At 62.4% G+C, this 23,797-nt stretch carries 19 protein-coding genes; 2 read left to right on the plus strand and 17 right to left on the minus strand.

Annotation, left to right across the window (positions count from 1 at the left end; genetic code table 11):
* Window positions 1–29: 29 nt before the first annotated feature.
* Genes rseP through pyrH form a run of 6 tightly spaced genes read right to left on the minus strand, consistent with a single transcriptional unit; the run spans window position 30 to window position 5,551 of the window.
* Complete coding sequence (gene rseP, locus E4634_RS08080) at window positions 30–1,385, minus strand: RIP metalloprotease RseP (RefSeq protein WP_135442606.1); 1,356 nt, start codon at window positions 1,383–1,385, stop codon at window positions 30–32.
* The gene (gene ispC, locus E4634_RS08085) at window positions 1,385–2,599 is read right to left on the minus strand and encodes a 1-deoxy-D-xylulose-5-phosphate reductoisomerase (RefSeq protein WP_135442609.1); all 1,215 of its coding nucleotides are present in this window, start codon (window positions 2,597–2,599) and stop codon (window positions 1,385–1,387) included. Before ispC ends, rseP begins: the two co-directional genes overlap by 1 nt.
* Window positions 2,600–2,601: 2 nt before the next feature.
* Complete coding sequence (locus E4634_RS08090) at window positions 2,602–3,438, minus strand: phosphatidate cytidylyltransferase (protein WP_135442610.1); 837 nt, start codon at window positions 3,436–3,438, stop codon at window positions 2,602–2,604.
* Entirely contained in the window at window positions 3,431–4,213 is a 783-nt protein-coding gene (gene uppS, locus E4634_RS08095; RefSeq protein ID WP_135442613.1) for a polyprenyl diphosphate synthase, read from the minus strand. Before uppS ends, E4634_RS08090 begins: the two co-directional genes overlap by 8 nt.
* A gap of 27 nt (window positions 4,214–4,240) precedes the next feature.
* Window positions 4,241–4,798: a ribosome recycling factor gene (gene frr, locus E4634_RS08100; protein ID WP_135442615.1), complete on the minus strand. Its 558-nt coding sequence runs from the start codon at window positions 4,796–4,798 to the stop codon at window positions 4,241–4,243.
* Between the two features lie 27 nt (window positions 4,799–4,825).
* Window positions 4,826–5,551, minus strand: coding sequence for a UMP kinase (pyrH, locus tag E4634_RS08105; protein ID WP_135442617.1), 726 nt, complete (start codon window positions 5,549–5,551; stop codon window positions 4,826–4,828).
* 305 nt (window positions 5,552–5,856) lie between these two features.
* Here pyrH and E4634_RS08110 point away from each other — a divergent pair, with 305 nt between their 5' ends.
* Window positions 5,857–6,438 (plus strand): superoxide dismutase, encoded by a 582-nt coding sequence (locus tag E4634_RS08110; RefSeq protein ID WP_135442619.1) that lies wholly within the window; start codon window positions 5,857–5,859, stop codon window positions 6,436–6,438.
* An 842-nt stretch (window positions 6,439–7,280) separates the two neighbouring features.
* On the opposite strand, the gene groL is transcribed toward E4634_RS08110, so the two are convergent.
* The 3 genes from groL to E4634_RS08125 form a co-directional block, all read right to left on the minus strand.
* The gene (gene groL / locus E4634_RS08115; RefSeq protein WP_135442621.1) at window positions 7,281–8,924 is read right to left on the minus strand and encodes a chaperonin GroEL; all 1,644 of its coding nucleotides are present in this window, start codon (window positions 8,922–8,924) and stop codon (window positions 7,281–7,283) included.
* Window positions 8,925–8,969: 45 nt separating this feature from the next.
* A complete protein-coding gene (locus tag E4634_RS08120) occupies window positions 8,970–9,260 on the minus strand; it encodes a co-chaperone GroES (protein WP_135442624.1) in 291 nt (96 codons plus the stop codon).
* A 204-nt stretch (window positions 9,261–9,464) separates the two neighbouring features.
* Window positions 9,465–9,911: an FxsA family protein gene (locus tag E4634_RS08125; protein ID WP_240725124.1), complete on the minus strand. Its 447-nt coding sequence runs from the start codon at window positions 9,909–9,911 to the stop codon at window positions 9,465–9,467.
* An 80-nt stretch (window positions 9,912–9,991) separates the two neighbouring features.
* Between E4634_RS08125 and E4634_RS08130 the strand changes: the two genes are divergently transcribed.
* A complete protein-coding gene (locus E4634_RS08130) occupies window positions 9,992–10,321 on the plus strand; it encodes an MGMT family protein (RefSeq protein ID WP_135442626.1) in 330 nt (109 codons plus the stop codon).
* A gap of 230 nt (window positions 10,322–10,551) precedes the next feature.
* Here E4634_RS08130 and E4634_RS08135 read toward each other — a convergent pair whose 3' ends face one another.
* From E4634_RS08135 to gspD, 8 genes are all read right to left on the minus strand, one after another.
* The gene (locus tag E4634_RS08135; RefSeq protein WP_346763334.1) at window positions 10,552–11,817 is read right to left on the minus strand and encodes an AmpG family muropeptide MFS transporter; all 1,266 of its coding nucleotides are present in this window, start codon (window positions 11,815–11,817) and stop codon (window positions 10,552–10,554) included.
* Window positions 11,810–13,762: a sulfotransferase family protein gene (locus tag E4634_RS08140; RefSeq protein WP_135442628.1), complete on the minus strand. Its 1,953-nt coding sequence runs from the start codon at window positions 13,760–13,762 to the stop codon at window positions 11,810–11,812. The genes E4634_RS08135 and E4634_RS08140 overlap by 8 nt, the downstream gene beginning before the upstream one ends.
* Complete coding sequence (locus E4634_RS08145; protein WP_135442631.1) at window positions 13,759–17,331, minus strand: glycosyltransferase; 3,573 nt, start codon at window positions 17,329–17,331, stop codon at window positions 13,759–13,761. Before E4634_RS08145 ends, E4634_RS08140 begins: the two co-directional genes overlap by 4 nt.
* A gap of 61 nt (window positions 17,332–17,392) precedes the next feature.
* A complete protein-coding gene (locus E4634_RS08150; protein ID WP_135442633.1) occupies window positions 17,393–18,322 on the minus strand; it encodes a glycosyltransferase family 2 protein in 930 nt (309 codons plus the stop codon).
* On the minus strand, window positions 18,319–19,290 hold the full coding sequence (locus tag E4634_RS08155) for a peptidylprolyl isomerase (protein ID WP_167854821.1): 972 nt from the start codon (window positions 19,288–19,290) through the stop codon (window positions 18,319–18,321). Before E4634_RS08155 ends, E4634_RS08150 begins: the two co-directional genes overlap by 4 nt.
* Before the next feature lie 84 nt (window positions 19,291–19,374).
* A complete protein-coding gene (locus E4634_RS08160) occupies window positions 19,375–20,844 on the minus strand; it encodes a hypothetical protein (protein ID WP_135442637.1) in 1,470 nt (489 codons plus the stop codon).
* 97 nt (window positions 20,845–20,941) lie between these two features.
* Window positions 20,942–21,394: a hypothetical protein gene (locus E4634_RS08165; RefSeq protein WP_135442640.1), complete on the minus strand. Its 453-nt coding sequence runs from the start codon at window positions 21,392–21,394 to the stop codon at window positions 20,942–20,944.
* Window positions 21,395–21,633: 239 nt separating this feature from the next.
* Window positions 21,634–23,784, minus strand: coding sequence for a type II secretion system secretin GspD (gene gspD / locus E4634_RS08170; RefSeq protein WP_135442643.1), 2,151 nt, complete (start codon window positions 23,782–23,784; stop codon window positions 21,634–21,636).
* Window positions 23,785–23,797 lie beyond the last annotated feature (13 nt).

Below are 23,797 nucleotides of genomic sequence, written 5' to 3' on the forward strand. Positions count from 1 at the left end.
GGGTATTGTTGTGCAGCTCGACGCAGTCGCTACAGGCGCGAAAAATCGTTGTACAGGGCCAGCATCATCATACCCAGGACCAGAAACAGGCCCACCTGGTAGCCCAGCGTCTGTATTTTCTCAGGTACCGGTCGCCCCGCCAATAGCTCTATGCTGTAAAACAGCAGGTGCCCGCCGTCCAGCACAGGGATAGGCAGCAGGTTGAGCACGCCGAGGCTGACGCTGAGCAGGGCGAGAAAGCCGATATAGGACTCCAGGCCCGACTTCGCCGAGGCGGTCGCCACTTTAGCAATGGTGATGGGACCGCTCAAGTTTTTCGGCGAAATGAGTCCGGTGAGCATTTTCTGGATGGAGGTGGCGGTGAAGCCGATCAATTCGCCGGTGCGCACCAGGGCCGCACCCGCCGCCTCAACCGGCCCGCGCTCGAAACTGCGCACCAGTTCCGGGGGCATCTCGGGGATCGCCACGCTGACCCCGACGCGTCCGATCACGCTGCCATCGTCTTCGGTGAAGGGTGCGGGGGTAATCGGCAGCTGCAGCTGGCTGGCATCGCGCTCGACATCCAGCATGATCGCGACATCGGGCCGCTCGCGCACGTAGTCGACCCAGTCCATCCAGCTCTCCATGGGCACGCCGTCGGCGGCCAGGATGCGGTCGCCGGTGAGCAGCCCGGCGCGCTCGGCCGCGCTGTCATCGACTACCTCGTTCACCACCGGCGGCACGTCCGGCGTGTACATGGTCAGGCCCAGCCCGCCGAACAGGTCGGGTTCGTCCTGGTCGGATAGCCAGCGCTGGATGTGCGCCTCGGACTCGTAGACCAGGTCCGAACCGCGGTATTTGGTGGCGAAGGTAATGGTGCCGGTATCACCGATGCGCTCCAGCAGGGCGAAACTCAGCGCCTGCCAGGTCGGCGTCTCCTGGCCGTCCACCGAGACGATTTCCTGCCCCGCCTCGAGCCCTGCGACCTCGGCGACCGAGCCCGGCTCCACCTTGCCGATCAGGGGCGCATAACCGCTCTCCCCCGCCATGAACAGGAACCAGTAGGCTACTACCGCCAGGATCAGGTTGGCCAGGGGGCCGGCGGCGACTACCGCGATGCGCTGCAGCACCGGCTTGCGGTTGAAAGCCTTGTCGAGCTGGTCTGCAGGCACTTCGCCCTCGCGCTCGTCCACCATCTTGACGTAGCCACCCAGGGGAATGGCGGCAATGCTGTATTCCGTGCCCAGGGAGTCGCGCCACTTGTACAGGGACTTGCCGAAACCGATGGAGAAACGCAGCACGTGCACACCGCAGCGCCGCGCCACCCAGAAATGGCCGAATTCGTGGACCGCCACCAGTACGGCCAGCGTGCCCAGCGTGATAAGAACTGTGACCAGTAAATCCATCAAGAGAGTTTCACATCCGCTTTATTCAGGCCCCAGCCGGCGAGCAATTGCCCGGCGCAGGCGCGAGCCTCCCCGTCGGCAGCTTCGACCACGGCGAGGGTCTCGGGTTCAACCGCGGCAACCCGCTCCAGAACGCCCTCGATAACCACAGGAATGTCGGTAAAGCGGATGCCGCCTTCGAGGAAGGCCGCGACTGCAACCTCGTTGGCGGCGTTGCAAATGGCCATGGCGGTACCGCCAGTGGCCACCGCCTCGCGCGCCAGGCGCAGGCAGGGGAAACGCGCTTCGTCCGGCGCCTCGAAATCCAGCCGCGCGGTGGCGATGAGGTCCAGCGGGGCGACCCCGGACGCCAGCCGCTGCGGCCAGCCCAGGCCGTAGGCGATCGGCGTGCGCATATCGGGGTTGCCGAGCTGCGCCAGCACCGAGCCATCGGTGTACTGGACCATGGAATGAATGATGCTCTGCGGGTGCACGACCACCTCGACCTGGTCCGGGCGCAGGTCGAACAGCCAGCAGGCCTCGATGAACTCCAGCCCCTTGTTCATCAGCGAGGCGGAATCGACGGATATCTTGCGGCCCATGGACCAGTTGGGGTGGGCACAGGCCTGATCCGGCGTGGCGGCGTGCATCTGCGCCAGGCTCCAGTGGCGAAACGGCCCGCCCGACGCGGTGAGCAGCACCTTGCTGACCCCGGCGAGCCCGGGGCGCGCCTCGCCGTCTACCGGCATGCACTGGAAGATTGCATTGTGTTCACTGTCGATCGGCAGCAGCCGCGCGCCGCTGCGGCGCACCGCCTGCATCAGCAGGTGGCCGCCCATCACCAGGGATTCCTTGTTGGCGAGCAGGATAGTCTTGCCGGCATTGGCCGCGGCCAGCGTCGAGGGCAGGCCGGCGGCGCCGACAATTGCCGCCATCACGCAATCGACCTCGGCCGCGGTAACCACCTGTTCCAGCCCCACCTCGCCCTGCAACACCACGGTATCGCTGCACCCGGCGAGGCGCGCCTCCAACTGCGTGGCGGCGTCCGCATCCATCAAGACGGCGTAGCGCGGCCGGTGCTCAAGGCACTGGGCGAGCATCGCCTCCAGCGAGCGGTTGGCGGCGAGCGCATACACTGCGAACTCGGAGGGGTGCCGGGCAATGACGTCCAGGGTGCTGACACCGATGGAGCCGGTGCTGCCGAGCACGCTGACCTGGCGCAGGGGGGTATTCATATTCACCAGCCCGCCAGCAGGACGCCCAGGGCGAATACCGGCGCGGCGCCGCACAGGCTGTCGAGCCGGTCGAGCAGGCCACCGTGGCCAGGCAGCAGGTTGCCGCTGTCCTTGGCGCCGATCTGCCGCTTGACCATGCTGACGCTGAGATCGCCGACCACCGAGGCCATGCTGCTGGCCAGCACGACTGCCAGCGCCGCGGGCAGGGAGATATGGTCGCCGCGCGCGGGCAGCAGGGTCCACAGCAGCACGCCGGTGACGGCTACACTGGCCACACCGCCCCAGAAACCCTCCCAGGTCTTGGCCGGGCTCACCGAGGGCGCCATCTTGTGCTTACCCAGGGTCTTGCCGGTGAAATAGGCGCCGATATCCGCCACCGCGACGATCAGCACCAGGATCACCATCAGCAGGCCGCCGTGGGGATAACTCAGCAGGTAGACTGCCGCGGCCCAGGCCGGTGCCAGGATCAACAGCCCCATCAGGCTGCGCATCGGCAGGTTGCTCCACATGGCGGCACTGGCCGGGTAGGACTTCACCCAGAGCAGCGCGAAGGACCACCACAGGCAGGCCAGGCCGAGAATCGGCTGCACCCGCTCGCGGGTCGGCGCTTCGCCCAGCGACGCGTGCAGGTAGAGGGCGACCAGTATCGCCGCGAGCACCAGCATGTAGGCCACCCGCGCCAGCGGCGACTTCCAGCCGGCCAGGTGAGCCCACTCCCAGGCGCCGGCCAGCACCATCAGGCCGAACACCACCGCCAGCGCCTTGAGCGGCAGCAGGAACACGCCGGCCAGGAACAGGCCGGCCATGATGATCGCGGTGATAATGCGCTGCTTAAGCATCGGCCTGTACGCCTGAGGCCAGCCCGTCCGGGTCGCGCAGGCCGAAGCGGCGCTCGCGGCGGCTGTAATCCGCCAGGGCGCGGGCGAACTCCAGTTCGCCGAAATCCGGCCACAGGGTGTTGGTGAAATACAGCTCGCTGTAGGCGAAGTGCCAGAGCATGAAGTTGCTGATGCGCGCGTCGCCGCCGGTGCGGATACACAGGTCCGGGCGCGGCAGGTCGCTGATCGAGATATTGCGGTCGATCAGCGCCGCGTCGATCGCCTCCGGTTCCAGGGTGCCGGCCTGTACCTGCTGCGCCAGCTTGCGCGCGGCCTCGGCGATATCCCACTGGCCGCCGTAGTCCACGGCGATAACCACGGTGGCCTCGGTGTTGCCGGCGGTCATGTGTTCGGACTGCTGCATCAGGCGCTGCAAACGCGAGCTGAAGCGGCTGCGCTGGCCGATGAAACGCAGGCGGATGCCGTCCTTGTGCAGTTCGCGCACCTCGCTGCGCAGGTAGCGCGAGAGCAGGGCCAGCAGGCCGCGCACCTCGGGCAGCGGGCGACCCCAGTTTTCGCTGCTGAAGGCGAACAGGGTGAGCACCTCGACGCCGTGGTGACGGCAGGCGCGCAACACATTGCGCACCGCCTCGACACCGGCGCGGTGGCCGGCGTGACCGGGAAGGTTGCGCTGTTTCGCCCAGCGGTTGTTGCCGTCCATGATGATGGCGACGTGGCGAGGCACCACGCTGGTACTGGCGTCGAGCTCGCCTTGGCTGGTTTTGCTGCCGGGCATATACAGGGATGCAGGGTCTGGCGGACCCTAGATCTCCATCAGGTCGGCTTCTTTCTCCTCCAGCATCTTCTCGATGCGGGCGATGAAACCGTCGGTGACTTTCTGCACGTCGTCCTGGCCACGGCGCTCGTCATCCTCGCCGATTTCCTTTTCCTTCTGCAGGTCCTTGAGCATGGCCATGGCGTCGCGACGGGCATTGCGCACGGAAACGCGCGCGGCCTCGGCCTCCTGCCGCGCCTGCCGGATGTAACCCTTGCGGGTTTCCTCGGTGAGCATGGGCATGGGGATGCGGATGACCTCGCCGGCAGTGGCCGGGTTGAGACCGAGGTCGGACTTGAGAATCGCCTTCTCGATGGCCGGCACCATGGATTTGTCCCAGGCGGAGACGGTCAGGGTGCGCGCGTCTTCCACGTTAATGTTGGCGACCTGGTTGAGCGGCGTGTCCGCGCCGTAGTAGTCGAGGCGCAACCCGTCCAGCAGGCTGGGGTGAGCGCGCCCGGTGCGGATCTTGTTGAAATTGTGTCCCAGCGCTTCGAGGGTTTTCTCCATGCGCTCGCTGGCTTCTGCCTTGATATCGTTGATCACTGACTGCTTCCTCCGGGGACCCGGGCGCTACTCGATCAGGGTGCCCACATCGCCGCCGCGGACGATATTGAGCAAAGCGCCCTGTTTTTCCATTTCGAAAACCCGCACCGGCATGCTGTGATCCCGGCACAGGCAGATGGCGGTGAGGTCCATCACCTCCAGCTTCTTGTCCAGCACCTCGTCGTAACTGAGGCGCTCGTAGCGGATCGCGTCCGCCACTTTCATCGGGTCGGCGGAGTATACACCGTCCACCTTGGTGGCCTTGAGCACCAGTTCCGCCTCGACCTCGATACCGCGCAGGCAGGCGGCTGAATCCGTGGTGAAGAACGGGTTGCCGGTACCGGCACAAAAAATCACCACGTCGCCGTTGGACAGGGCGCGGATCGCCTTGCGTCGGTCGTAGTGGTCCACCACCCCGCTCATGGGGATGGAGGACATCACCTGGGTCGCGATATTGGAGCGCTCCAGCGCATCGCGCAGGGCCAGGCCGTTCATCACCGTGGCCAGCATACCCATGTGGTCGCCAGTGACCCGATCCAGGCCCGCCGCCTGCAGCGCAGCCCCACGGAACAGGTTGCCGCCGCCCACTACCAGGCCGACCTGCACGCCAATGCCGACCAGCTGGCCGATTTCCAGCGCCATCTGGTCCAGCACGCGCGGGTCGATACCGAAATTCTCGCTCCCGGTCAGCGCCTCGCCACTCAGCTTGAGCAGGATGCGCTTGTACTTCTTGTCTGCTGACGTTTTTACCATACCGGGCTCTCCTCGACTGGGGCCGTATCTTACAGGACAACGCAGCCCCGCCACAGGGGCAAATTGAGCAAAACACGCGGCCGCGAGTCCGCGTCTGCCGCGGCCGGTTCATCCCGCGGTGCGCATCGAAAAAACCGAGGTAGGAACAGCCCCACTGCGGCGGGCTACTGCCACGGCATTTGGTCGCGACCGGGGGAATAATATACACTGGGGAGATTCCGCGGCGCCCTGCGCTGCCCCGAATGACGCGATCATCCCGACGCGTTGTCACAATGTGTCGACCCACCTACAGCAAGGAGTCTCTCATGGCCTTTGAATTGCCCGCCCTTCCCTACGCCCAGGACGCCCTGGAGCCGCACATCTCCGCTGAGACGCTGGAGTACCACTACGGCAAACACCACAAAACCTATGTGGACAAGCTGAACGGGCTGGCGGCCGGTACCGACCTGGAGCAGAAATCCCTCGAGGAAATCATCAAGTCCTCAGAGGGCGGCGTGTTCAATAACGCCGCGCAAATCTGGAACCACACCTTCTACTGGAACTGCCTGAGCCCGAACGGCGGCGGCGCACCCACCGGCGCGATCGCCAGCGCCATTGACGCGGCCTTCGGTTCCTTTGACGCGTTCAAGGAAGAGTTCAACACCAGCGCCGCCAACAACTTCGGCTCCTCCTGGACCTGGCTGGTGAAAAAGGCCGACGGCTCGGTAGGCATTGCCAACACCTCCAACGCCGCCACCCCGCTGACCGACAGCAGCGTCACTCCGCTGCTCACTGTCGACCTGTGGGAGCACGCCTACTACATCGACTACCGCAACTCCCGCCCCAACTACCTGGCGGCCTTCTGGGAACTGGTCAACTGGGACTTCGTCAACGCGAATCTTGGCTGATCTGCCCTGCAGTGCGAAGAAGCCGGCTTTTACGCCGGCTTTTTTGTGCCTGCGGGTCTAGGCACTGGCCGGAAGCGTCAGTCCGTTTTGGGATCAAATTACGCGCTCTATCGTGCCCGCGGGTCGAGGCACTGGCCGGAAGCGTTAGCCCTTCCAGGGTTCGAAAAGCACACTCACCCTGGAAGGACTGACGCTTCCTGCCCTGCAAAAGAGTGCTTGCTGTGAGATTGCTACGGACTCAGTTCGCCATTGTCGGCCTGGCAGCGGGGGTGTTGGCCTCGTATTTCACGAGGAAAAATATTGGGAGGTTCGAGTTGCCGCGCATCGTACTGCGCGTACCGCGCGCACGGGCAGTTCGCGCTGACGGCTTCCTGGCTATGAGAACTGCGGACCACAACCCCTGAGTTTCGAGCCGCAAGTGCCGGGAGACGGGCGGGCGGAGCGCTCGCAAAAGACGCGCCGAAGGAGTGGAGGGAGACAGCGAAGCGCTTTAAGGCTCCCGACCGACTGAGGGCACCCCGGAGGGGCGCGATCTTCAGAGCGCTCCGCCCGCGGGTCTCCCGGCAACCGTCGAAGCCCCCCGGGCCGCGCAGGCGATCACCAGTGGAGTAGTCTCCGAGAGAGGCAGTCGCGAGCGAGGTAGGCCCCGAGGCGACTGTGCTTTTGGAGCCACGGGGGCCTACCTCGCTCGCGGCTGCCGACCAGCGAAAACCGCGTCAAGCCACTCGCGATTGCCGGCCAGCAGAACCCACCTCGAGCCACCTGACACCGAGGCAAGAAAAGCGAGGCCCAAAAAAAAGCCCGGCGGTTGCCGGGCTTTTCGAGTCAGGGAGCCGGGAGGCTTACATCATGCCGCCCATGCCGCCCATGCCGCCCATGTCGGGCATGCCGCCACCGGCGGCCTTGTCTTCCGGTGCGTCGGCGACCATCACCTCGGTGGTAATCATCAGGCCGGCAACGGAGCCAGCAGCCTGCAGCGCGGTGCGGGTGACCTTGGCCGGGTCCAGGATACCCAGCTCGATCATATCGCCGTACTCGCCGGTGGCCGCGTTGTAGCCGAAGTTGCCTTCGCCCTGGCGGACCTTGTCGAGCACCACGGAAGCTTCGTCACCAGCGTTGTCCACGATCTGGCGCAGCGGACCTTCCATGGCGCGCAGTGCAGCTGCGATACCGTGGTTCTGGTCTTCGTTGTCGCCCTTCAGGCCGCCGATGGTGGCGACAGCGCGAACCAGGGCGACACCGCCGCCGGGGACCACGCCCTCTTCCACCGCAGCGCGGGTCGCGTGCAGCGCGTCTTCAACGCGGGCTTTCTTCTCTTTCATCTCGATCTCGGTGGCAGCGCCAACCTTGATGACCGCAACACCGCCAGCCAGCTTGGCCACGCGCTCCTGCAGCTTCTCGCGATCGTAGTCGGAAGAGGTGTTCTCGATCTGTACGCGAATCTCGTTGACGCGGGACTTGATGGCGTCGTGGTCACCTGCACCGTCGATGATGGTGGAGTTGTCCTTGTCCATGGTCACGCGCTTGGCGACACCCAGGTGCTCCAGGGTGGCGGACTCGAGGTCCATGCCCACTTCTTCGGAGATGACGGTACCGCCGGTGAGGATGGCGATGTCCTGCAGCATGGCCTTGCGGCGGTCGCCGAAGCCCGGTGCCTTACAGGCCGCTACCTTGACGATGCCGCGCATGTTGTTGACCACCAGGGTGGCCAGCGCTTCGCCTTCGACGTCCTCGGCGATGATCACCAGCGGGCGTGAAGCCTTGGCCACCTGCTCCAGCAGGGGCAGCAGTTCACGGATGTTGGAGATCTTCTTGTCGACCAGCAGGATGTAGGGGTCGTCCTGCTCGACGCTCATGCTGTCCTGGTTGTTGATGAAGTAGGGAGACAGGTAGCCGCGGTCGAACTGCATGCCTTCTACCACGTCCAGCTCGTTTTCCAGGCCGGAACCTTCTTCAACGGTGATGACGCCTTCCTTGCCCACTTTCTCCATGGCCTCGGCGATGATGTCGCCGACAGAGGCGTCGGAGTTGGCGGAGATGGTGCCGACCTGGGCGATCGCCTTGCTGTCCTCACAGGGAGTGGCCATCTTCTCGATCTCTGCCACAGCGGCCTGTACGGCCTTGTCGATGCCGCGTTTCAGGTCCATCGGGTTCATGCCCGCGGCGACAGACTTCAGGCCTTCGTTGAGGATGGACTGGGCCAGTACGGTCGCGGTGGTGGTGCCGTCACCGGCCTGGTCGGAAGCCTGGGAAGCCACTTCCTTGACCATTTGCGCGCCCATGTTCTCGAACTTGTCTTTCAGCTCGATTTCCTTGGCCACGGAAACGCCGTCCTTGGTCACGGTCGGGGCGCCGAAGGACTTGTCCAGGATTACGTTGCGGCCCTTGGGGCCCAGGGTTGCTTTAACTGCATCGGCCAGGATGTTTACACCGGCCAGCATGCGGGAACGGGCGTCGTCGCCGAAAAATACGTCTTTAGATGCCATTGTCAGAATTCCTCAATCGCTTGCTATTCGTTGGTTGCTACGGTCTTACTCGACGACCGCGAAAATTTCGCTCTCACCCATGATGATCAGCTCTTCACCGTCGATCTCGATGGTGTTGCTGCCGGCGTACTGGCCGAACACGACCTTGTCACCGACCTTTACCGCCATGGGACGCGTTTCACCGTTGTCCAGGGCCTTGCCCTGACCCACGGCCACGATCTCACCCTGGTTGGGCTTTTCCTTGGCAGAGCCCGGAAGGACGATACCGCCAGCAGTGGTTTCTTCCTCAGCATTGCGACGAACGACCACGCGGTCGTACAGCGGACGGATACTCATGTGTGTCTATCTCCTGGTTACAGTTTTATCAGTCCCCCCGACGGGGATGCTCGGTTGATGGGGACGTTGCGGGGCATTTCAAGGGCTGGTTAGCACTCTTTTTGCGAGAGTGCTAATTCTAGTGAGGAATCGCGCTCAGTCAAGCGCCGGCAGGCGCGCGGCGCTCGTCAGAAATTCAATGATTAATTTAAATATTTCAACAGGTTAAGGCTTTTCGCCTTCATCCACCCGAGAGTACTGTCCCTCGATGGTGACATGGCCGCGCTCCTCGTAGACCGTGCTCGCACCCATGCTGCCCCCGGTTTCGCTGACACTGGCCTTGACCCCGAGCAGGCGCGCCAGGCTGCGGCGCAGGGGACCGATGAGGACGATCAGGGCTACCACGTCAGTGATCATGCCGGGGATGATGAACAGCAGCCCGGCCAGCCCCATGGAGAGGTCATCGACCAGCAGCTGTGCCCCGGCGGCCCGTCCCATTTGAATGTCGCGCACGCGTTCGAGCATCTGCGCGCCCTGGCGGCGCAGGATGAAAACACCAAGCACGACAGTGGCCAGCACGTACAACAGCGCAGTGAGTGCGCTGGTCTTGATACCCAGTTGAATCAGGGTGAACAGCTCCAGCCAGGGCAGGAGCATGAAAAAAATTCGCATTGAAAGCCTCCGCTCGCCACACAGTATGCGGGCATGTGACACTATTACAACCCCGCCACTCCCGAGCCGAACCAGCCAGCATGCCCTCCCAGCCCAACGAGATCGATCAGCGCATCTGGCAGGTGGTTGCCCTGATTCCACGGGGCAAAGTCGCCACCTACGGTGACGTGGCGGCCCAGGCCGGCCTGCCGGGCGCAGCGCGCCGGGTCGGGCGGGCGCTGAAGGGACTGCCCACCGACACCAGGATACCCTGGCACCGGGTGGTCAACGCGGCGGGACGAATCTCGCTGCCGGGCGGCGCAGGTCGGCAGCGCGAACGGCTTGAAGCAGAGGGTGTGGAATTTCACGACAGCGGGCGTATCAATCTCAAGCGTTTCCGCCACCGCCCCAGCGGCGCGGACCACCACTGAAGACACTCCCGAAACGCGGCGAAAACTTTCAGCTCACTTTCCCGCCAATCTCTTGAAGAGCGACTGCGTCGAATTGTCAGCCACCCTGTCACCAGGTTTTCGGTCAGCATGGATGATCAGCTGCCTTGAAACTATCGACTGAAACCTGTCCGGCGACTGTTGTGCGGACCAAATTCGAACCAGTAACGCTTACTGGAACAGGCCATAAAACTAAACCTCGAGGGCGCAGTTCATCGCGACTCCCGCCAGGGGGCGACCCAGAACAGCAACAACATACCCGGCAGCGCCAGCACCGCGCACAACAGGAAGAAGTTGAACCAGCCCACGGACTCCACAATAAATCCAGTACTGGCATTCGCAAAGGTCCGCGGCACGGCGGCCAGTGCCGTAAACAGTGCAAGCTGGGTGGCTGCGTAGGCGCGGCTGGTCTCGCGCGCGATAAACGCGGTGAACGCAGCTGTGCCCAGGCCGACCCCGAGATATTCGAAGCCGATCACCACGGCGAGCAGCCAGAGCAGGGGCCCGGCGGCGGCAAGAAGCGCGAAGCCGAGAATACTGGTCAACTGCACGACACCGAACAGCCACAACGCCCGGTTGATACCCAGGCGAATCATCAGCATGCCACCGGCAAGACCACCGATAATCATCGGCCAGAATGCCGCGTTCTTGGCTACCAGTCCGATCTCGCTCTTGGTGAAGCCAAGCTGCAGGTAGAACGGTGTGGACAGAGCAGTGGCCATGTTATCCCCGAGTTTGTATAGGAACATGAAACACAGCACGAGAAGCAGTGCGCGCCAACCCTTGCGTTCGAGGTACTCTCGGAACGGGGCGACGACAGTCTGACGGAGGCCACCCGCGACGGGAACGCCTGATTCCGGCTCTTCAACAGCCAGCGTCATACCGATGCCGGCCAGCATAAATCCGCCAGTGATCCAGAACACCGCATCCCACGGTAGATGATCCGCAAGGATCAGGGAGAGTGCTCCCGGCACAAAGCCTGCAACACGGTAGGCCGTGATGTGTACTGAGTTACCCAGGCCGAGTTCCGCGTCTGGCAGAATCTCCCGCCGGTAGGCGTCGATGGCCACATCCTGGCTGGCACTGAACAGCGCAGCCGCAAATGCGACCCAGGCAATCACGCCGATATCGCGCTGTGCATCGAACATACCCAGCATACCGATCGAGAGCAGCAGCAGGACCTGTAATGGCAGCAGCCAGCCGCGACGGCGACCCAGCGGGGGAACCCAGCGATCCATGAAGGGCGCCCAGGCAAATTTCCAGGTGTAGGGAATGCCGACCAGGGCAAACAGCCCGATTTCCTTGAGCGAGACGCCGCTGTCTTCCAGATAGGCGGGCAGCAACTGCAGCAACACGTATAGCGGCAGGCCCGATGTGAAGCCGGTGAATACACAGATCAGCATGCGCCGATTGAAGATCTGCTCGCGCCAGTCGCCTCGCGCCGTCAACTGCCCGGTCGGTGCCGGGTTCTCACTCAACCTCGAACCCCATCTCGTGCACGAAGGCGACGTCGGCGGGGTCGAAGATACTCAGGTCGTGCTCGCGGAAACGCCCTGAGGTCGATGGCGGCTTGACGGTCTGGGCGATGTCCTGCAGGTCAGCCTTGCTGATCTGTATCCCGGCAAACTCGCGCAACGCCTCGAGTTCACCTTCCGGATCGGTACACAGGCGGTCGAAACTGAGAAAATGCAGGCGGTCCCCAAGGCGCTGGCGAAAGCCCTGTACCCGCTTGTGTGCTGCCACCCAATAGCGCAGCGCGTTGACCGGTGTGGGCTCACAATCACCCTCGAGCAGGAGATCGCCCCAGAAATACTTGAGCTGGTTCAGGTTCTCGCTAAAGGCCATATCCAGCCCGTTGCGCACCACGTACACGTACTTCATTTGCGGAAAGCAGCGATCCAGTGCCGGCAGCAGAATGTGCGAGTTGGGCTCCTTCCAGCCCCAGTGTTGATGACGACGGTCTATCGTTGGCGAGGCGAGCAGCGAGGCCGCCGACTGCTCGCGCAATTCCCGCGGCAATACCGGGCTGCGCTCGCTTTCACACGCCTCGATCAACATTTGTCGCAACTCGGAAGAGACCTCGACACCGTGACGCATAGCGTTGGCGAAAAGCCAGGCCAGTTTGTCCATCTCGTCGTCGGACTTGAGGAGGATAGCGCGGCGTACGAAAAGCAAGCTGAACCACAGGTTGTCCAGCGATTCGTTGAGTTCGCCGCCAAACACCACGCCCATGCGTCGCAGCAGGGAGACCACCAGGCGCGTGCCGCTGCCGCCCAGACCGCCGATGACCAGCGGTGAGGCGTCCTCGCGTGACACCTTGTAGACCTGTGGCACCTCGCTACTCGACAACACGCTACCAGCAAGAAAACGTGCCGAGTGACGAATCTGGTAGGCGAGGTGATCCTTTTTCTCCTCGACCTGCCGGCTCAACCAATGCAACAGGTGACTGTCGTGCTGGCGGATGTAAGCGGTGATCGCATCGGCATCCTCGCGGGTCAGGTCGATACCGTTCCAGAGATCATCCGGCTGCGGTTCCGGCTCAAGGAAAAGCTTCCCATCGGCACGGCCGAGGTACTGGCGGGCGATCTTGGCGCTCGCTTCGCGGGTCGTCTCGATGATCTCCAACCGCTGCTGCGGAGACAGCACCGACTGACTGGAGTAGTAGGATGTCGAATCCGTATCCTGTTCGGCCGAGTAGCGCATCAGCAATTCGTTGAAACGCGCGTTCTTGGCGCCGTCCTTGTCCAGGTTGTTGACCATGCGCTTGTACTCACCCGCCGCCAGCGACAGCCGCGGGTTCGAGTTGCCGGTGCTCAGCTCGAAGGCATCATCGAGATCCAGGGCGAAAACCCGGTGCATGAAATCGCGGCGGATATCCCCGCGGTAAAACTGCTCCCGTTCGTAGGGGCCAACGATTACTTTGCCGGGACTCAGCGAGTCCGTCCAGGGTGCCAGGATGCGCGGGTAGTCGAAGCGCTCCACCTTCTGGCGGTAGATCAGGTCGATGCGCCGCCGCTGCGGACCCGCCTTGATCTGCTGGTTGTAGCTGGCCATGATGATGTTGTCCTGCCGGCGCAGGTAGATCACCATGTGCACGTCAAACCAGACGGAGAGCTGGGCGCAGAACTTGCGCGCCTTGGCGTCCTCGGCCCAGGCCATCAACTCAGAGGACAGCAGAATGCGAGACTGCTCGCTCTCAGCCAGCTTTGGCGCCCAGTCGTCCACTCGCTTGAACTGCCATTCGCCCTCCAGGAAGCGGGGAATATGCGGCGACAGCAAATGGTGGGCATGGGACTGCGAGCCGAGTTCCGGGTAGCAAATGTCCCTCTGGGCCAACAGCTTGCGGTTGTCCCAGAAAAAATTCTGCAGGGCCGTGGTCCCGGTTTTCCCCATGCCGATATGCAGGTACAGCTTTTTCTTCATCGTCCCTCACTTCCGGCGACACGCTGCAACGGCACCTCGCCATACCCCTCTTCTCCCCGCAGCACCGAGCGATATACCTCGTCGTGGCGTCGCGCCAGTAGCGCGGGGTCGAACTTGCCGGCCGCTGCGGGCACGGCCTCCAGCATCGCGCTGTAGACATCGGGTTGACGTGCGACGGTGGTGATTTGTTCCACCATACCCTCGATATCGACGTCATCTCCGCGCAGCGGCACAACGGCGCCGGCCATACCCGCCTCGCTGTCCAGCATGCGGCGAATTTCCCCGAGGTCGCTGGCCAGGAACGGCCGGCCACTGAGCAGGCATTCGATAATGACCAGCGGGAAGCTCTCGCCGCGAAAGCGCGAGGGCAGGAAGCCCATGTCGGCCAGGGCAAAATAGCCGCGTACGTTTTCCTGGAAACCTTCCAAGTGGATATGCGGCGGCAGTTCAGTGGCCGAAAGGCGGTCGTACTCGAGGCCATCACCAACCAGCACCAGGTGGACATCGCAGCCGGCGGCATCTCGTACTGCATTGACTGCATCAATGGCCTCCTGCCAGCCCTTGTCAGGCAGGCCGCGACTGACCAGGGTGAGCACGAAGGCCGACGCATCGATACCCAGGCTGGCACGCTCTACAGGCTCGAAAGATTCGGGCTCGAGGGCGTTATCGATACGCTCCAAACGCGCCCGTCCGAGCAGCCCATGGCGACCAAGTGCCTCGAGGTTTTTCTCGGCGACGTAGATGATCGCCGAACTGCGCTGTACCAGCCGCGGCAGGATAGGCCGCAGGTCGTATTCGTTGATCGTCTCGTACATTCCGTGCGAGGTCACAACCACCTTGCAGTCGCTGTCCTCCGGCAACACCTCGAAGATCGTGCTGTCCATCCAGGCGTGATGGGAATGTATGACGTCGATCTCGAAATCCGCGACGATTCGCTCCAACTGGGTGAAATCCGAGACCACCCCGATATCCGGCCGCAGGCGGCGACGTACACCCTCCACCCGCGGCTCGCGGGCGCAATCCAGGTAGGTCACGTTATAACCGCTGGCCTTCATGATGTTGGCCAGAGTGATCGGGAAGGTCTCGCCGCCGCCGGAGCAGAATGCATAGGACGCCATCAGCAGATTGGGCTCGCGCGGACCGGCGGCTTCTTCGATGCGGGCCAGGCTGAAACAACGCTCCAGCGCTGCATCGCTGAACTCGCCCCGGGTTTCGCGCCAGTGAACGGCGAGGTTCTCGCGCAGGCGGGCTATCGCGGCGAGGGGAACGTCGTAGTACTTGAGCAGGTGACGGGCGACGACCTCGTGCTCGCAATAGAACTCGTCCTGCGAATAGGAACTGACCGAGGTATTGCTGCCGTGCATACGGTAGTAATTACAGGCCGCCGGCGAGTAGGCCAGCATGCCGCCGCGCAGCAGGTGGAGGTAGAGCACCCAGTCGCCGCAGGTGCGCATACGCCGCCAGTCCGGTTCGTGCAGGATCTCCAGGCGTCGCGGATTGCGCATCAGCGCGGAGCTGACGTTGGGGATAATATTCTTGACCGCAAAAGCCTCGCGCACGATCGCCGGCGCGGTCGCGACGATGCTGTGATTCCAGCGCTGCGGGTCGATGTCGTGCAGGTACTCGTTGATCGACCAGATCTGGCGGTCGCCCTCCCCGTCCATGAAGACCGTGCGTGCATAGGCGATCTGCACCGCCTCGTTCTCGAAGTAAGGGACCAGGGTCTCAAGGAAGTTTTCCGTACACCAGTCATCGCTCTCGGCGATCCAGACGATATCGCCGCGCGCCAGGTTCAGGCCGCGCTCCCACTGGTGGAACACGCCGCCGGAATTCTGTTCATTAACCACCAGGGTCGATTTGTCGGCGAAGCGCGCGTGGTAGTCCCGCAGTATGTCGGCACTGTCGTCGCTGGATGCATCGTCGAGCAAAATGACTTCGAAATTCTGGTAGGTCTGGGAAAAAATCGAATCCAGGCGCAGTTCCAGGTAGGGTGCGTGGTTGTAGTTGGGCACGATGACGCTGATCAACGGTGCAAACTCTTCGCTCGATTCGACCTGCTGGTAGCGCATCGGGGTGAGCAATCCGGCCGATGAGGCGGCGAGCGCCGGATTCGGCGCACTGTGCGCAACCCGGTTCATCAGGCGAAAGAACGGCCGCACCAGCCGGCGAATGCCATAGGCCAGTGCTGGCTGCCGCAGGCTCATACGGTGATAGATGAGGATCGCGCGCAGGCGGAAACGAACCCACTGCGACGCCTGCCACGCGCGTAACTGCTGCAGGCGCAGACTGAGGCTGCGCAGGGGCCGGGTGACACGCCAGGAGGTGGACATCTCCATCTCGCCGATACGGTTGCCCAGATCCTGCACCTCGCCGGTCAGCTGCAACTTGTCCTGCTCGAGGCTACCCGCGCGCTCCAGGAGTTCATGCACCGTGCGCCGGTTTTCCTCGATGACTTTTTCCAGTTCCGCGGCCTGCTCAACCAGCTGCGACTGCAGGGCGGTATTACCCGATTCGAGATCGCGCAGTTGCTGGCGCAAAGGCACAACGACGTCCTGGTGCTCGCGCTGGATACGCTGCGTATTGTCCTGGAGTTCGCTCACCTGGCCGTGCAGGTCCGCGACGCTTTCCTCACTGCGTTGCAACGCGAGCCCGGCGCTGCGGCAGCGGGTGCTCAGGCGGGACAGCGCCGGCACTGACACTGTGTGCAGCGCAGTGCGGGTGTCTGCCCGGCGCCATATAGCCAGGCAGCGCTCCAGCGCTTGTGCCTCGGCAGTGCCGCGCAGCGACTGCGCGGCCTCGAAGAATTCTCCAGCCTGGGGCAAGTCCTGCGCCAGTTCAGCGCGGGCATCGGCATCCGCCGCACTGCGGTACAGTGAAGCATCGACAAATTCATTACAAAAGCGCGCAACCGCATCGTCCCGGGCAGGCAGCTCGAGAAAGTCCGCCAGCGCGCGCAGGGTCGTCTCGCCCTGCTGCACCAGATCCGCGTAGGTGAGGTAATAGGTACGCTGCTCGCCGCCATGCTCAAGTGCCTGGGCGGTCAGCGATAACCACAGCACGGCGCCCTCGGCGAGGGTGCGGCCGAATTCGTAGAAGGTCGGGTTCGCCAACGCCCGGCTGCGCTGCGACAGCGCCACCTCCACCGGGTCGCGCAGGGTATGGATACAGAGAACGTCTTCAGGAAGGTATCCCGCCCTGGAAAACAGGGGCAGCCAGAACGGCAGCAACTGGCAGATACGCGGGTCCTTGATGACCGCTATCGGCGCCCCGCCGTAAATTTCCTGGAACAACTCAAGCGCCTCGTCGCTCCGGGCCTGGAGGTCGGCACCCGCCATGGCCTCAGCCCCGTCGAACAGGGGGTTGTCCCAGCTGCCGCCGAGGTGGTCCAGCAGGCGGTCATTGAAGTCGACGATATCCGGATGTTCGAAGAAGCCCTTGCTGTTCTCGTCGTTAGCGTAATGCTCTCCGAGGCACGCATCGGCACCGAGTCCGACCACTGCGGCCGCGCACAGCGAAGTGCCCGAACGGTGCGCGCCGAGGACGACAATCAACTTTTTGGTGTCGGACATAGTTATCGGAATCGGGCCGGCGGTGAAGACTCGCGAGAAGCCCGCATTATACGCAAACTGCCTAGATTTTCTTTAATAAAGTGGCTGCATAGAGGCCCAACTGACCACTCGTGGTCTGGGCGTAAACACCGCTCGCGCGCAAGGCTCCGATGCGTCCGGGCAAGTGACTGCAGCGAAGTTTTTCGAATTGCTGCAACAACTCGCGGTTGCGCGGAGTGAGCAATTCGATGTTCGCGCGCAACGCAGAAAGGTTGCGTTCGTACCAGCCGGCATTGCGTCCGCGCAGGAAACCACGGTAGCGGCGCAGGCGGGCTCCCAGGCCTCGCGCGTCACCGACGGCGTTGTCGCCATGCTGCCGGTAACTGAGGCAGGGCTGCGGGTCGTAAATCACCTCACCCCCGGCACCGGTGACCAGAAGGTAGGTCCACCAGTCATGACTGACGACATCCACCGGACCCGCCGCCAGCAGGAGTTCGCGCGCCGCGGCATTCATCAGCATGGTGTTGCCACCGCCGATGTTCTGTAGCAGCGCATTGGCAAATGCGGGGGGACGAGAAAACAGCGGGGATTCACCACATACCTCGCCGTGTGAATCGATGGAACGCGTGCGAGCACAATACAGTGCCGGCAGCGACGCAGGGACCGCGGTGAGCCGCTGCAGAGCGCGCGCGAGCTTGTCGGCATCCCACACATCATCCTGGTCGGCATAGGCGAAATAATCGCCGCAAACATCCTGCGCACACAGCAACGAGAGGAAGTTCGCGGCGTGGCCCCTGCCGGGACCGGTACGAACCGGTTTTACCACCGCCGGGCCAGCGGGCGACCACTGCTCGAGAATCGACAGGGTCGCGTCGCTGGAACCGTCGTCGGCTGGATACAATGTCCAGCGCGGGTGAGTCTGGCGAGACAGCGACTCCAGCTGCTCTTGCAGGTAACGGCCGCCGTTAAACGTGCACAGGAGAACTGCGACGTCCGGCGCCGCAGGGCTCACTCCTCAGCCTGCTCCTGATCGGCCGCCGCATCTTCACTTTGCTCTGCGGCTTCGGCAGCATCATTACCGCCCGCGGGCGGCTGGGCATAGGGAGCGAGGATCTCCAGCACTGCAGCGTCATCGACAACCGCCTGATCGGTCAGGTTGTACTTGGTGACATAGTCTTTCAGTGACAGCTTCACGTACTCATCCGCCAGGTCCTGGACGATAGCCGGTTCCACTTCTTCAAAGGTCTTGTAGTAGGCCTCGCGGATGCCATCCAGCCGGATGATATGTACGCCAAACTGGGTTTGCACGGGCTCGGCGAATTCACCGACCTTGCCGATGGTGAACAGGCCTTCGCTGTAGCGCGGAGCAACGCCGATTTCACCGTACTTGATCCAGCGGTTGAACTTGCCTTCTTTTTCTACCGCGCCAGGTTCGTCCGAGTGCTCTTTCACCATCTCGAGGAAATCTGCACCGGCACGCAATTGCTCGAGCACGTCGGCGGCTTCGGCCAGGGCGTCATCCCGGGGAATGCCGGGCGGCGACTTGATCAGGATCTGCGATGAAACACGGTGCTCGGGCACCAGTGCATACTTGTCTTTCTCGGTCTCGTAGCGTTCTTTGGCGAGCTTGGAGAAATCGGGGAGCTCGAGGGTGTCGCGATAGTGGCGCAGGATGAAATTGCGCTTGTAGGCCTCGAGACCCTCCTGGTACTCCATGGCGAGTTCAGGATTCTCGGCCACGATGGGGTCTGCCGTCGCCGCCAGCTTTTTGTTCATCATCACCATGTTCACAAGTTCGAGACGATCACCATCGTCATCGAGGGCGGCTTCACGCATCTGCGGCGACCACTTGCTCACGTGGTAGGCCAGTTCATCGGCGCTCAGGGAAACGCCTTCATCCTCGACAACGACTTGCTGGGCGCTGGCGAAGGCAGGCAGGACAAGAGCGAACAGGATCGGAAAAATAGGGGCTTTAAGCATCGGTACTCTCGGGAATCTCATTTTTCAGGAATAAAAAAGCCGACACCCGGAGGTGTCGGCTTTGATTTTACCCTAGCTAACGAATTAGCTGGAGGATTGTACGCGGCTGTGCTCGACAATACGGCCGTAGTTAGCTTCAGCAAGTTCAGCGAAGTTACGCTGCCATGCGGCGAAGCCAATCAGCGGAGCCGGAGTAGAGGTCGGCGTACAGGTCATCGGGTTCAGCGGGTTGACCAGGTCGTATTCGCAGATGGACTGAACCTTGGATGCAGAAGAAGTTGCAACCAGGCTAGACCAGCCGAATGCGGCGCCGGCAGGCTTGTCAACGATGATCTGTGACGGTGCGTCCAGTACCGGAGAGGTACCCCACTGGATAACGTTAACTTCTTTATCCAGGGCGACGATCTCGATCTCTTCCGGAGGCTGCGGAGAAACAACCAGGTCACCCGGATCGACGGTGATGCCACGCTCTTCACGGTCGTAGACGGTGAAGCCAGCTTCCATCGGGATGTCACGGAAGTCACAACCAGCGGCGTAGGTACACAGCTCAGGAGTGCCAGCTTCGTACAGTGCGATGTACTGGGGCAGGTCCATCATCAGGTACTGACCGGGGATGGTAACAACCCAGTCGGTGTCAACGCTGAAGGTACCGGTGGAGTTCTGGGACCAGTCGTTGATCAGGGCAGCTGCGCCCAGAGTCACACGCAGGGGCTCGTACAGGCCGATGCTGGCGCCGCCACCGATGGGTGAGCCGCCGTCCAGGTTCGGGTGGTCGAAGCCGAGCAGGTCGCCGTCGCGAACACCGCGCTGCTGGTTGGTCATAGCCGGACCGTCCAGGAATTCAGCGATGTGTACAGCGTTGTTGCCGAATTCAATACCGGAGTCGTCGTCCTTGATGAAGTAGGAGACTTTCAGAGACTCAGGAGCCTCTTCCCAGGTGTTGTCGGTCGGAACGCCAGCGACGTTCTGAACAGTGGTGGTGGAGTCAACAACACCGCGGACGGTAGCAGAAACGCCGTCAGCGAAGAAGTTGTCACGCACGCCTGCACAGTCAGCCGGAACGCCAGTAGCGTCGTGCTTGGCAGATACTGCAACAGCTTCGGTCTCGGCGATCGGAGCACCCATGCTCAGGATCTCGATGTAACCGGTCTCAGCGCCTTCACGGAAGATGTTGGGCATCTTGAAGCCGCCAGCGGGGTACGCCGGAGCGGTACAGCTGTTGTCGTTGGAGATGAAGAAGATGTCACCACCAGATTCCTGGATGAAGCCGGTGTACATGTCGTAGGGAGACAGTACAACGTTAAAGTCCAGGGCATCCATTGAGTCTGCGGCGCGACGGAAGCGGATCTTAACCGCTTGGGTGCGACCGGAGGTGTTGATGACGTTTACGCCAGTGGCGTAGCCTTCCATCACAGTGTAGTAGGGAACGATCGCCAGGTCGCCCAGCTGGGTGTTACCCGCCAGGGTCGCTTGCGCGTTCACTACACCTGCGTAGCCGGCAGTTGCAGTTGCTACTGCAGCAGCCAGACCAAGAGGCTTAAAGTTTGCGTTCATAAGGAGACTCCTAATGTCTAGTCTTGTTACAACCGTAAAACACAGATTGCTAGCGCTATTATTGCTAGCTGCAGCTTGCTGTCAACTAAAGCAACGTCTAATTAGTAATGCTATACCACCACTCACCGTCGACGAGAATCCACTTCTCGCGAAGCTCGCGTGGCATCGCACCTAACGCTCTAGCCGCTGCAGTTGTTTGTTTGGCAGGTTTGGACATGACCCTAACCGCCACACTAGCTACAGCCGCATCAGGATCATAATTAATGACTTCCAAACCTGTCAACTCCCAGTTCGCTGTATATGAAAACTTTTTGACATACAGGTGCTTAGGGAAAACTTCTCGAAATGCAGGTGACTCGTATTCGTAGGCCTTCTCCCAGTCGCGGGCGACACGCGCGCGCCAGCGCTCCTGGGCGCGCAACTCGAGTGCCTCGCGAGAGGTGGAACTCGGCTCTCCGGCCGGCGCGGGTGCCTTGCTGCACGCCGCGAGCAGCACGACGAAGCTCATCAAAATAACACGTAACATACTGTTTTTCTTGACCATTTTCATTGAGAGGGCGCGATTATACGCGACCGGCCGCCAGATTGGTATGCCCCGCACGCCGCGCGGCCCGGGATCGAGGCCGCAAACAAAACGCGATCAGGTGCGAAGGGAGGCCTCTAGGGCCCGCTCGCTACCCGGGTATCGCGCCCCGTGGGCGACGGCACCCGCGGGCATGCCTGCTGTGAAAAATACCAAAGTTTACCCCCACATTCCGCCCCCCACTGGGACTGCGGCGAAGTGGTCACCTACTTTGGCGGTTCGATCAGGTCCAGGTTGCGAATACGCGAGCGCATCTCCTGGCTGACCTCGCGCAATTCCTGCGCGTTGTACAGTGCCCGGGGGGTGATAACCACGAGCAATTCCGTGCGGCGCTTGCTCTCGCTGTCTGTGCCGAAAAGGCCGCCGAGCAGGGGAATCTTGTGCAGCCAGGGCAGGCCCTGAGACCCGGTTGACGAGTTTTCCTGGATCAGGCCACCGAGGACCACGGACTGGCCGGAGCGAACCGCCACCCGGCTCTCGATATTGCGCTCGAGGAATGAGGGTTGGGCACTCGCCCCGGTTCCGAAGCTGTCGCCCACATCGGTGACAGACTGTTTCACATCCATCGTCACCAGGCCGCCGGCATTCACGGAAGGAGTCACCTCGAGTTTCACCCCCGTATCGCGATATTCGATCGACTGGATGACCCGCCCGGTATCACTGGCAACATTGGTCACGTTGGACGAGATGATCGGAACCTGCTGGCCGACATGGATCATCGCGGTCTGGTTGTCGAGCACCATCACCGAGGGCGAGGAGATGATATTCAACAGACTTTCCTGGGCCAGCACATTGAGCACCGCGCGGATATCGCCGGCGGACTTCACCACGGAATAGGAAAACCCGGGCAGGATGGAGGACGGGCTGGTCGCCCCATCGATACTGGAGAGAATGCCCTCCCCCGAATAACCGCCATTGATCGAATTGTTGAAGGTCCACTCGAGGCCGTAGCGCAGGCTGTCGGACAGCGTCACCTCCATGATGCTCGCCTCGATGATAATCTGGGTCGCCTCGATATCGAGTTGCTTGAGCGCGCCCTCGATCACGCGGTACTGCATGGGCGAGGCATATATAATGAGGGCGTTGTTTTCGTCGTCCGCAACCACCCGCACATCGGTCGCGGTTTCACTCTCACCGACCATGCCGCCGAGCTGCAGGTTGGAGCTCGAGGCAGTACCTCTTGAGTTTCCACCACCGTTTGCGCTGCTGCCGAAGCTGGAACCGCCGGAACCCAGGGTCTCGGGCGTCAGGCCAGGCGCCACGCCACCGGTATCACCGAGTCCGGAACTGCGGTTGCGCTGCCCGCCGCTACCGCTGTAGATGTTGTTCAGCAGGTCGGCCAGGCGCGCGGCGGTGGTGTTCTGTACCGGATACACATACAGGCGGGAATCGAAGTCGGAATGGTGGGCGTCGTCTAGACGCTCGATCCACTTCTGCACACTCTCCAGATAATGCACCCGCGGTGTGACAATAAGAATACTGTTGAGGCGTTCGACCGGCACGACGCGGATCAGGTCCGCCATGTTGCCCTCGCCATCGGCCCCGCCCATCATTGCGGTCAGCGCGGCGGCGACCTCCTCGACGCTGCTGTTCTCCAGCGGGAACAGACCCACGGACATGCCCTTCAACTGGTCGACGTCGAAGGTGGCGATCATGTCCTGCCAGCCGTCGAGCTGCTCGCGCGTGCCCGCCAGCATCAGCAGGTTGCGGGAGTTGTCGACGCGCACGAAGGCGGATTCCTCGGCGACCGGCCGCAGGATTTCGGCCATGTTGGACGCGCTGATGTAGTTGAGCGGCACGATAATGGTAGAGAATCCGGCGCCGCTGTCATTGGGGTTGGAGACCCGCGGGGCCAGGCGCACACCGTTGTTCTCCCCGGTGACCAGGTAGCGTCCATCCGGGCGCCGCAGCAGGATCGTATTATTGGCCTTGAGCAGCGACTCGAGCACTTCCAGAAGCTGCTCGCGCGGGATGGGCGTGCGCGTGCGCAGGGTGACCTGCCCCTTGATCGGGCTGTCGACCAGGTAATCCAGGTTCAGGATGTCGCCGAGAATCGCGTGGGTCACCTCGTCCAGGGGTGCCTGCTCGAAGTTGAGGCTGACGTCGTCGCCGACGAAGCGCACGGGCTCCTCTTTCGCCGGCATATTCACCAGACGGTCATTCCCGCGATAGACCACGGACTCTCGCTGCTTGCTCTCCTCCTCCTTCGCGGCTGCCAGTTCCGCTGCCGAGGTAGCGAGCACGGGGCCATCATCTGCCGCGGAGCTGCCATCACCGCTCTGATCGGCGGGCGTGGTGGCGCAACTGGAGAGCATCGTTACCAGCAGCACTCCGAACACGATTTGCGAAAATTTCATTCCTGATGGCCTG

The organism is Mangrovimicrobium sediminis (assembly GCF_004745945.1).
Lineage (GTDB): Bacteria > Pseudomonadota > Gammaproteobacteria > Pseudomonadales > Halieaceae > Mangrovimicrobium > Mangrovimicrobium sediminis.

Bases quoted from the DNA above. Each gene is read 5' to 3' on its own strand.
- rseP (WP_135442606.1), bottom strand. From the start codon at position 1,385: ATGGATTTACTGGTCACAGTTCTTATCACGCTGGGCACGCTGGCCGTA.
- ispC (WP_135442609.1), bottom strand. From the start codon at position 2,599: ATGAATACCCCCCTGCGCCAGGTCAGCGTGCTCGGCAGCACCGGCTCC.
- E4634_RS08090 (WP_135442610.1), bottom strand. From the start codon at position 3,438: ATGCTTAAGCAGCGCATTATCACCGCGATCATCATGGCCGGCCTGTTC.
- uppS (WP_135442613.1), bottom strand. From the start codon at position 4,213: ATGCCCGGCAGCAAAACCAGCCAAGGCGAGCTCGACGCCAGTACCAGC.
- pyrH (WP_135442617.1), bottom strand. From the start codon at position 5,551: ATGGTAAAAACGTCAGCAGACAAGAAGTACAAGCGCATCCTGCTCAAG.
- E4634_RS08110 (WP_135442619.1), top strand. From the start codon at position 5,857: ATGGCCTTTGAATTGCCCGCCCTTCCCTACGCCCAGGACGCCCTGGAG.
- groL (WP_135442621.1), bottom strand. From the start codon at position 8,924: ATGGCATCTAAAGACGTATTTTTCGGCGACGACGCCCGTTCCCGCATG.
- E4634_RS08120 (WP_135442624.1), bottom strand. From the start codon at position 9,260: ATGAGTATCCGTCCGCTGTACGACCGCGTGGTCGTTCGTCGCAATGCT.
- E4634_RS08125 (WP_240725124.1), bottom strand. From the start codon at position 9,911: ATGCGAATTTTTTTCATGCTCCTGCCCTGGCTGGAGCTGTTCACCCTG.
- E4634_RS08130 (WP_135442626.1), top strand. From the start codon at position 9,992: ATGCCCTCCCAGCCCAACGAGATCGATCAGCGCATCTGGCAGGTGGTT.
- E4634_RS08140 (WP_135442628.1), bottom strand. From the start codon at position 13,762: ATGAAGAAAAAGCTGTACCTGCATATCGGCATGGGGAAAACCGGGACC.
- E4634_RS08145 (WP_135442631.1), bottom strand. From the start codon at position 17,331: ATGTCCGACACCAAAAAGTTGATTGTCGTCCTCGGCGCGCACCGTTCG.
- E4634_RS08155 (WP_167854821.1), bottom strand. From the start codon at position 19,290: ATGCTTAAAGCCCCTATTTTTCCGATCCTGTTCGCTCTTGTCCTGCCT.
- E4634_RS08160 (WP_135442637.1), bottom strand. From the start codon at position 20,844: ATGAACGCAAACTTTAAGCCTCTTGGTCTGGCTGCTGCAGTAGCAACT.
- E4634_RS08165 (WP_135442640.1), bottom strand. From the start codon at position 21,394: ATGAAAATGGTCAAGAAAAACAGTATGTTACGTGTTATTTTGATGAGC.
- gspD (WP_135442643.1), bottom strand. From the start codon at position 23,784: ATGAAATTTTCGCAAATCGTGTTCGGAGTGCTGCTGGTAACGATGCTC.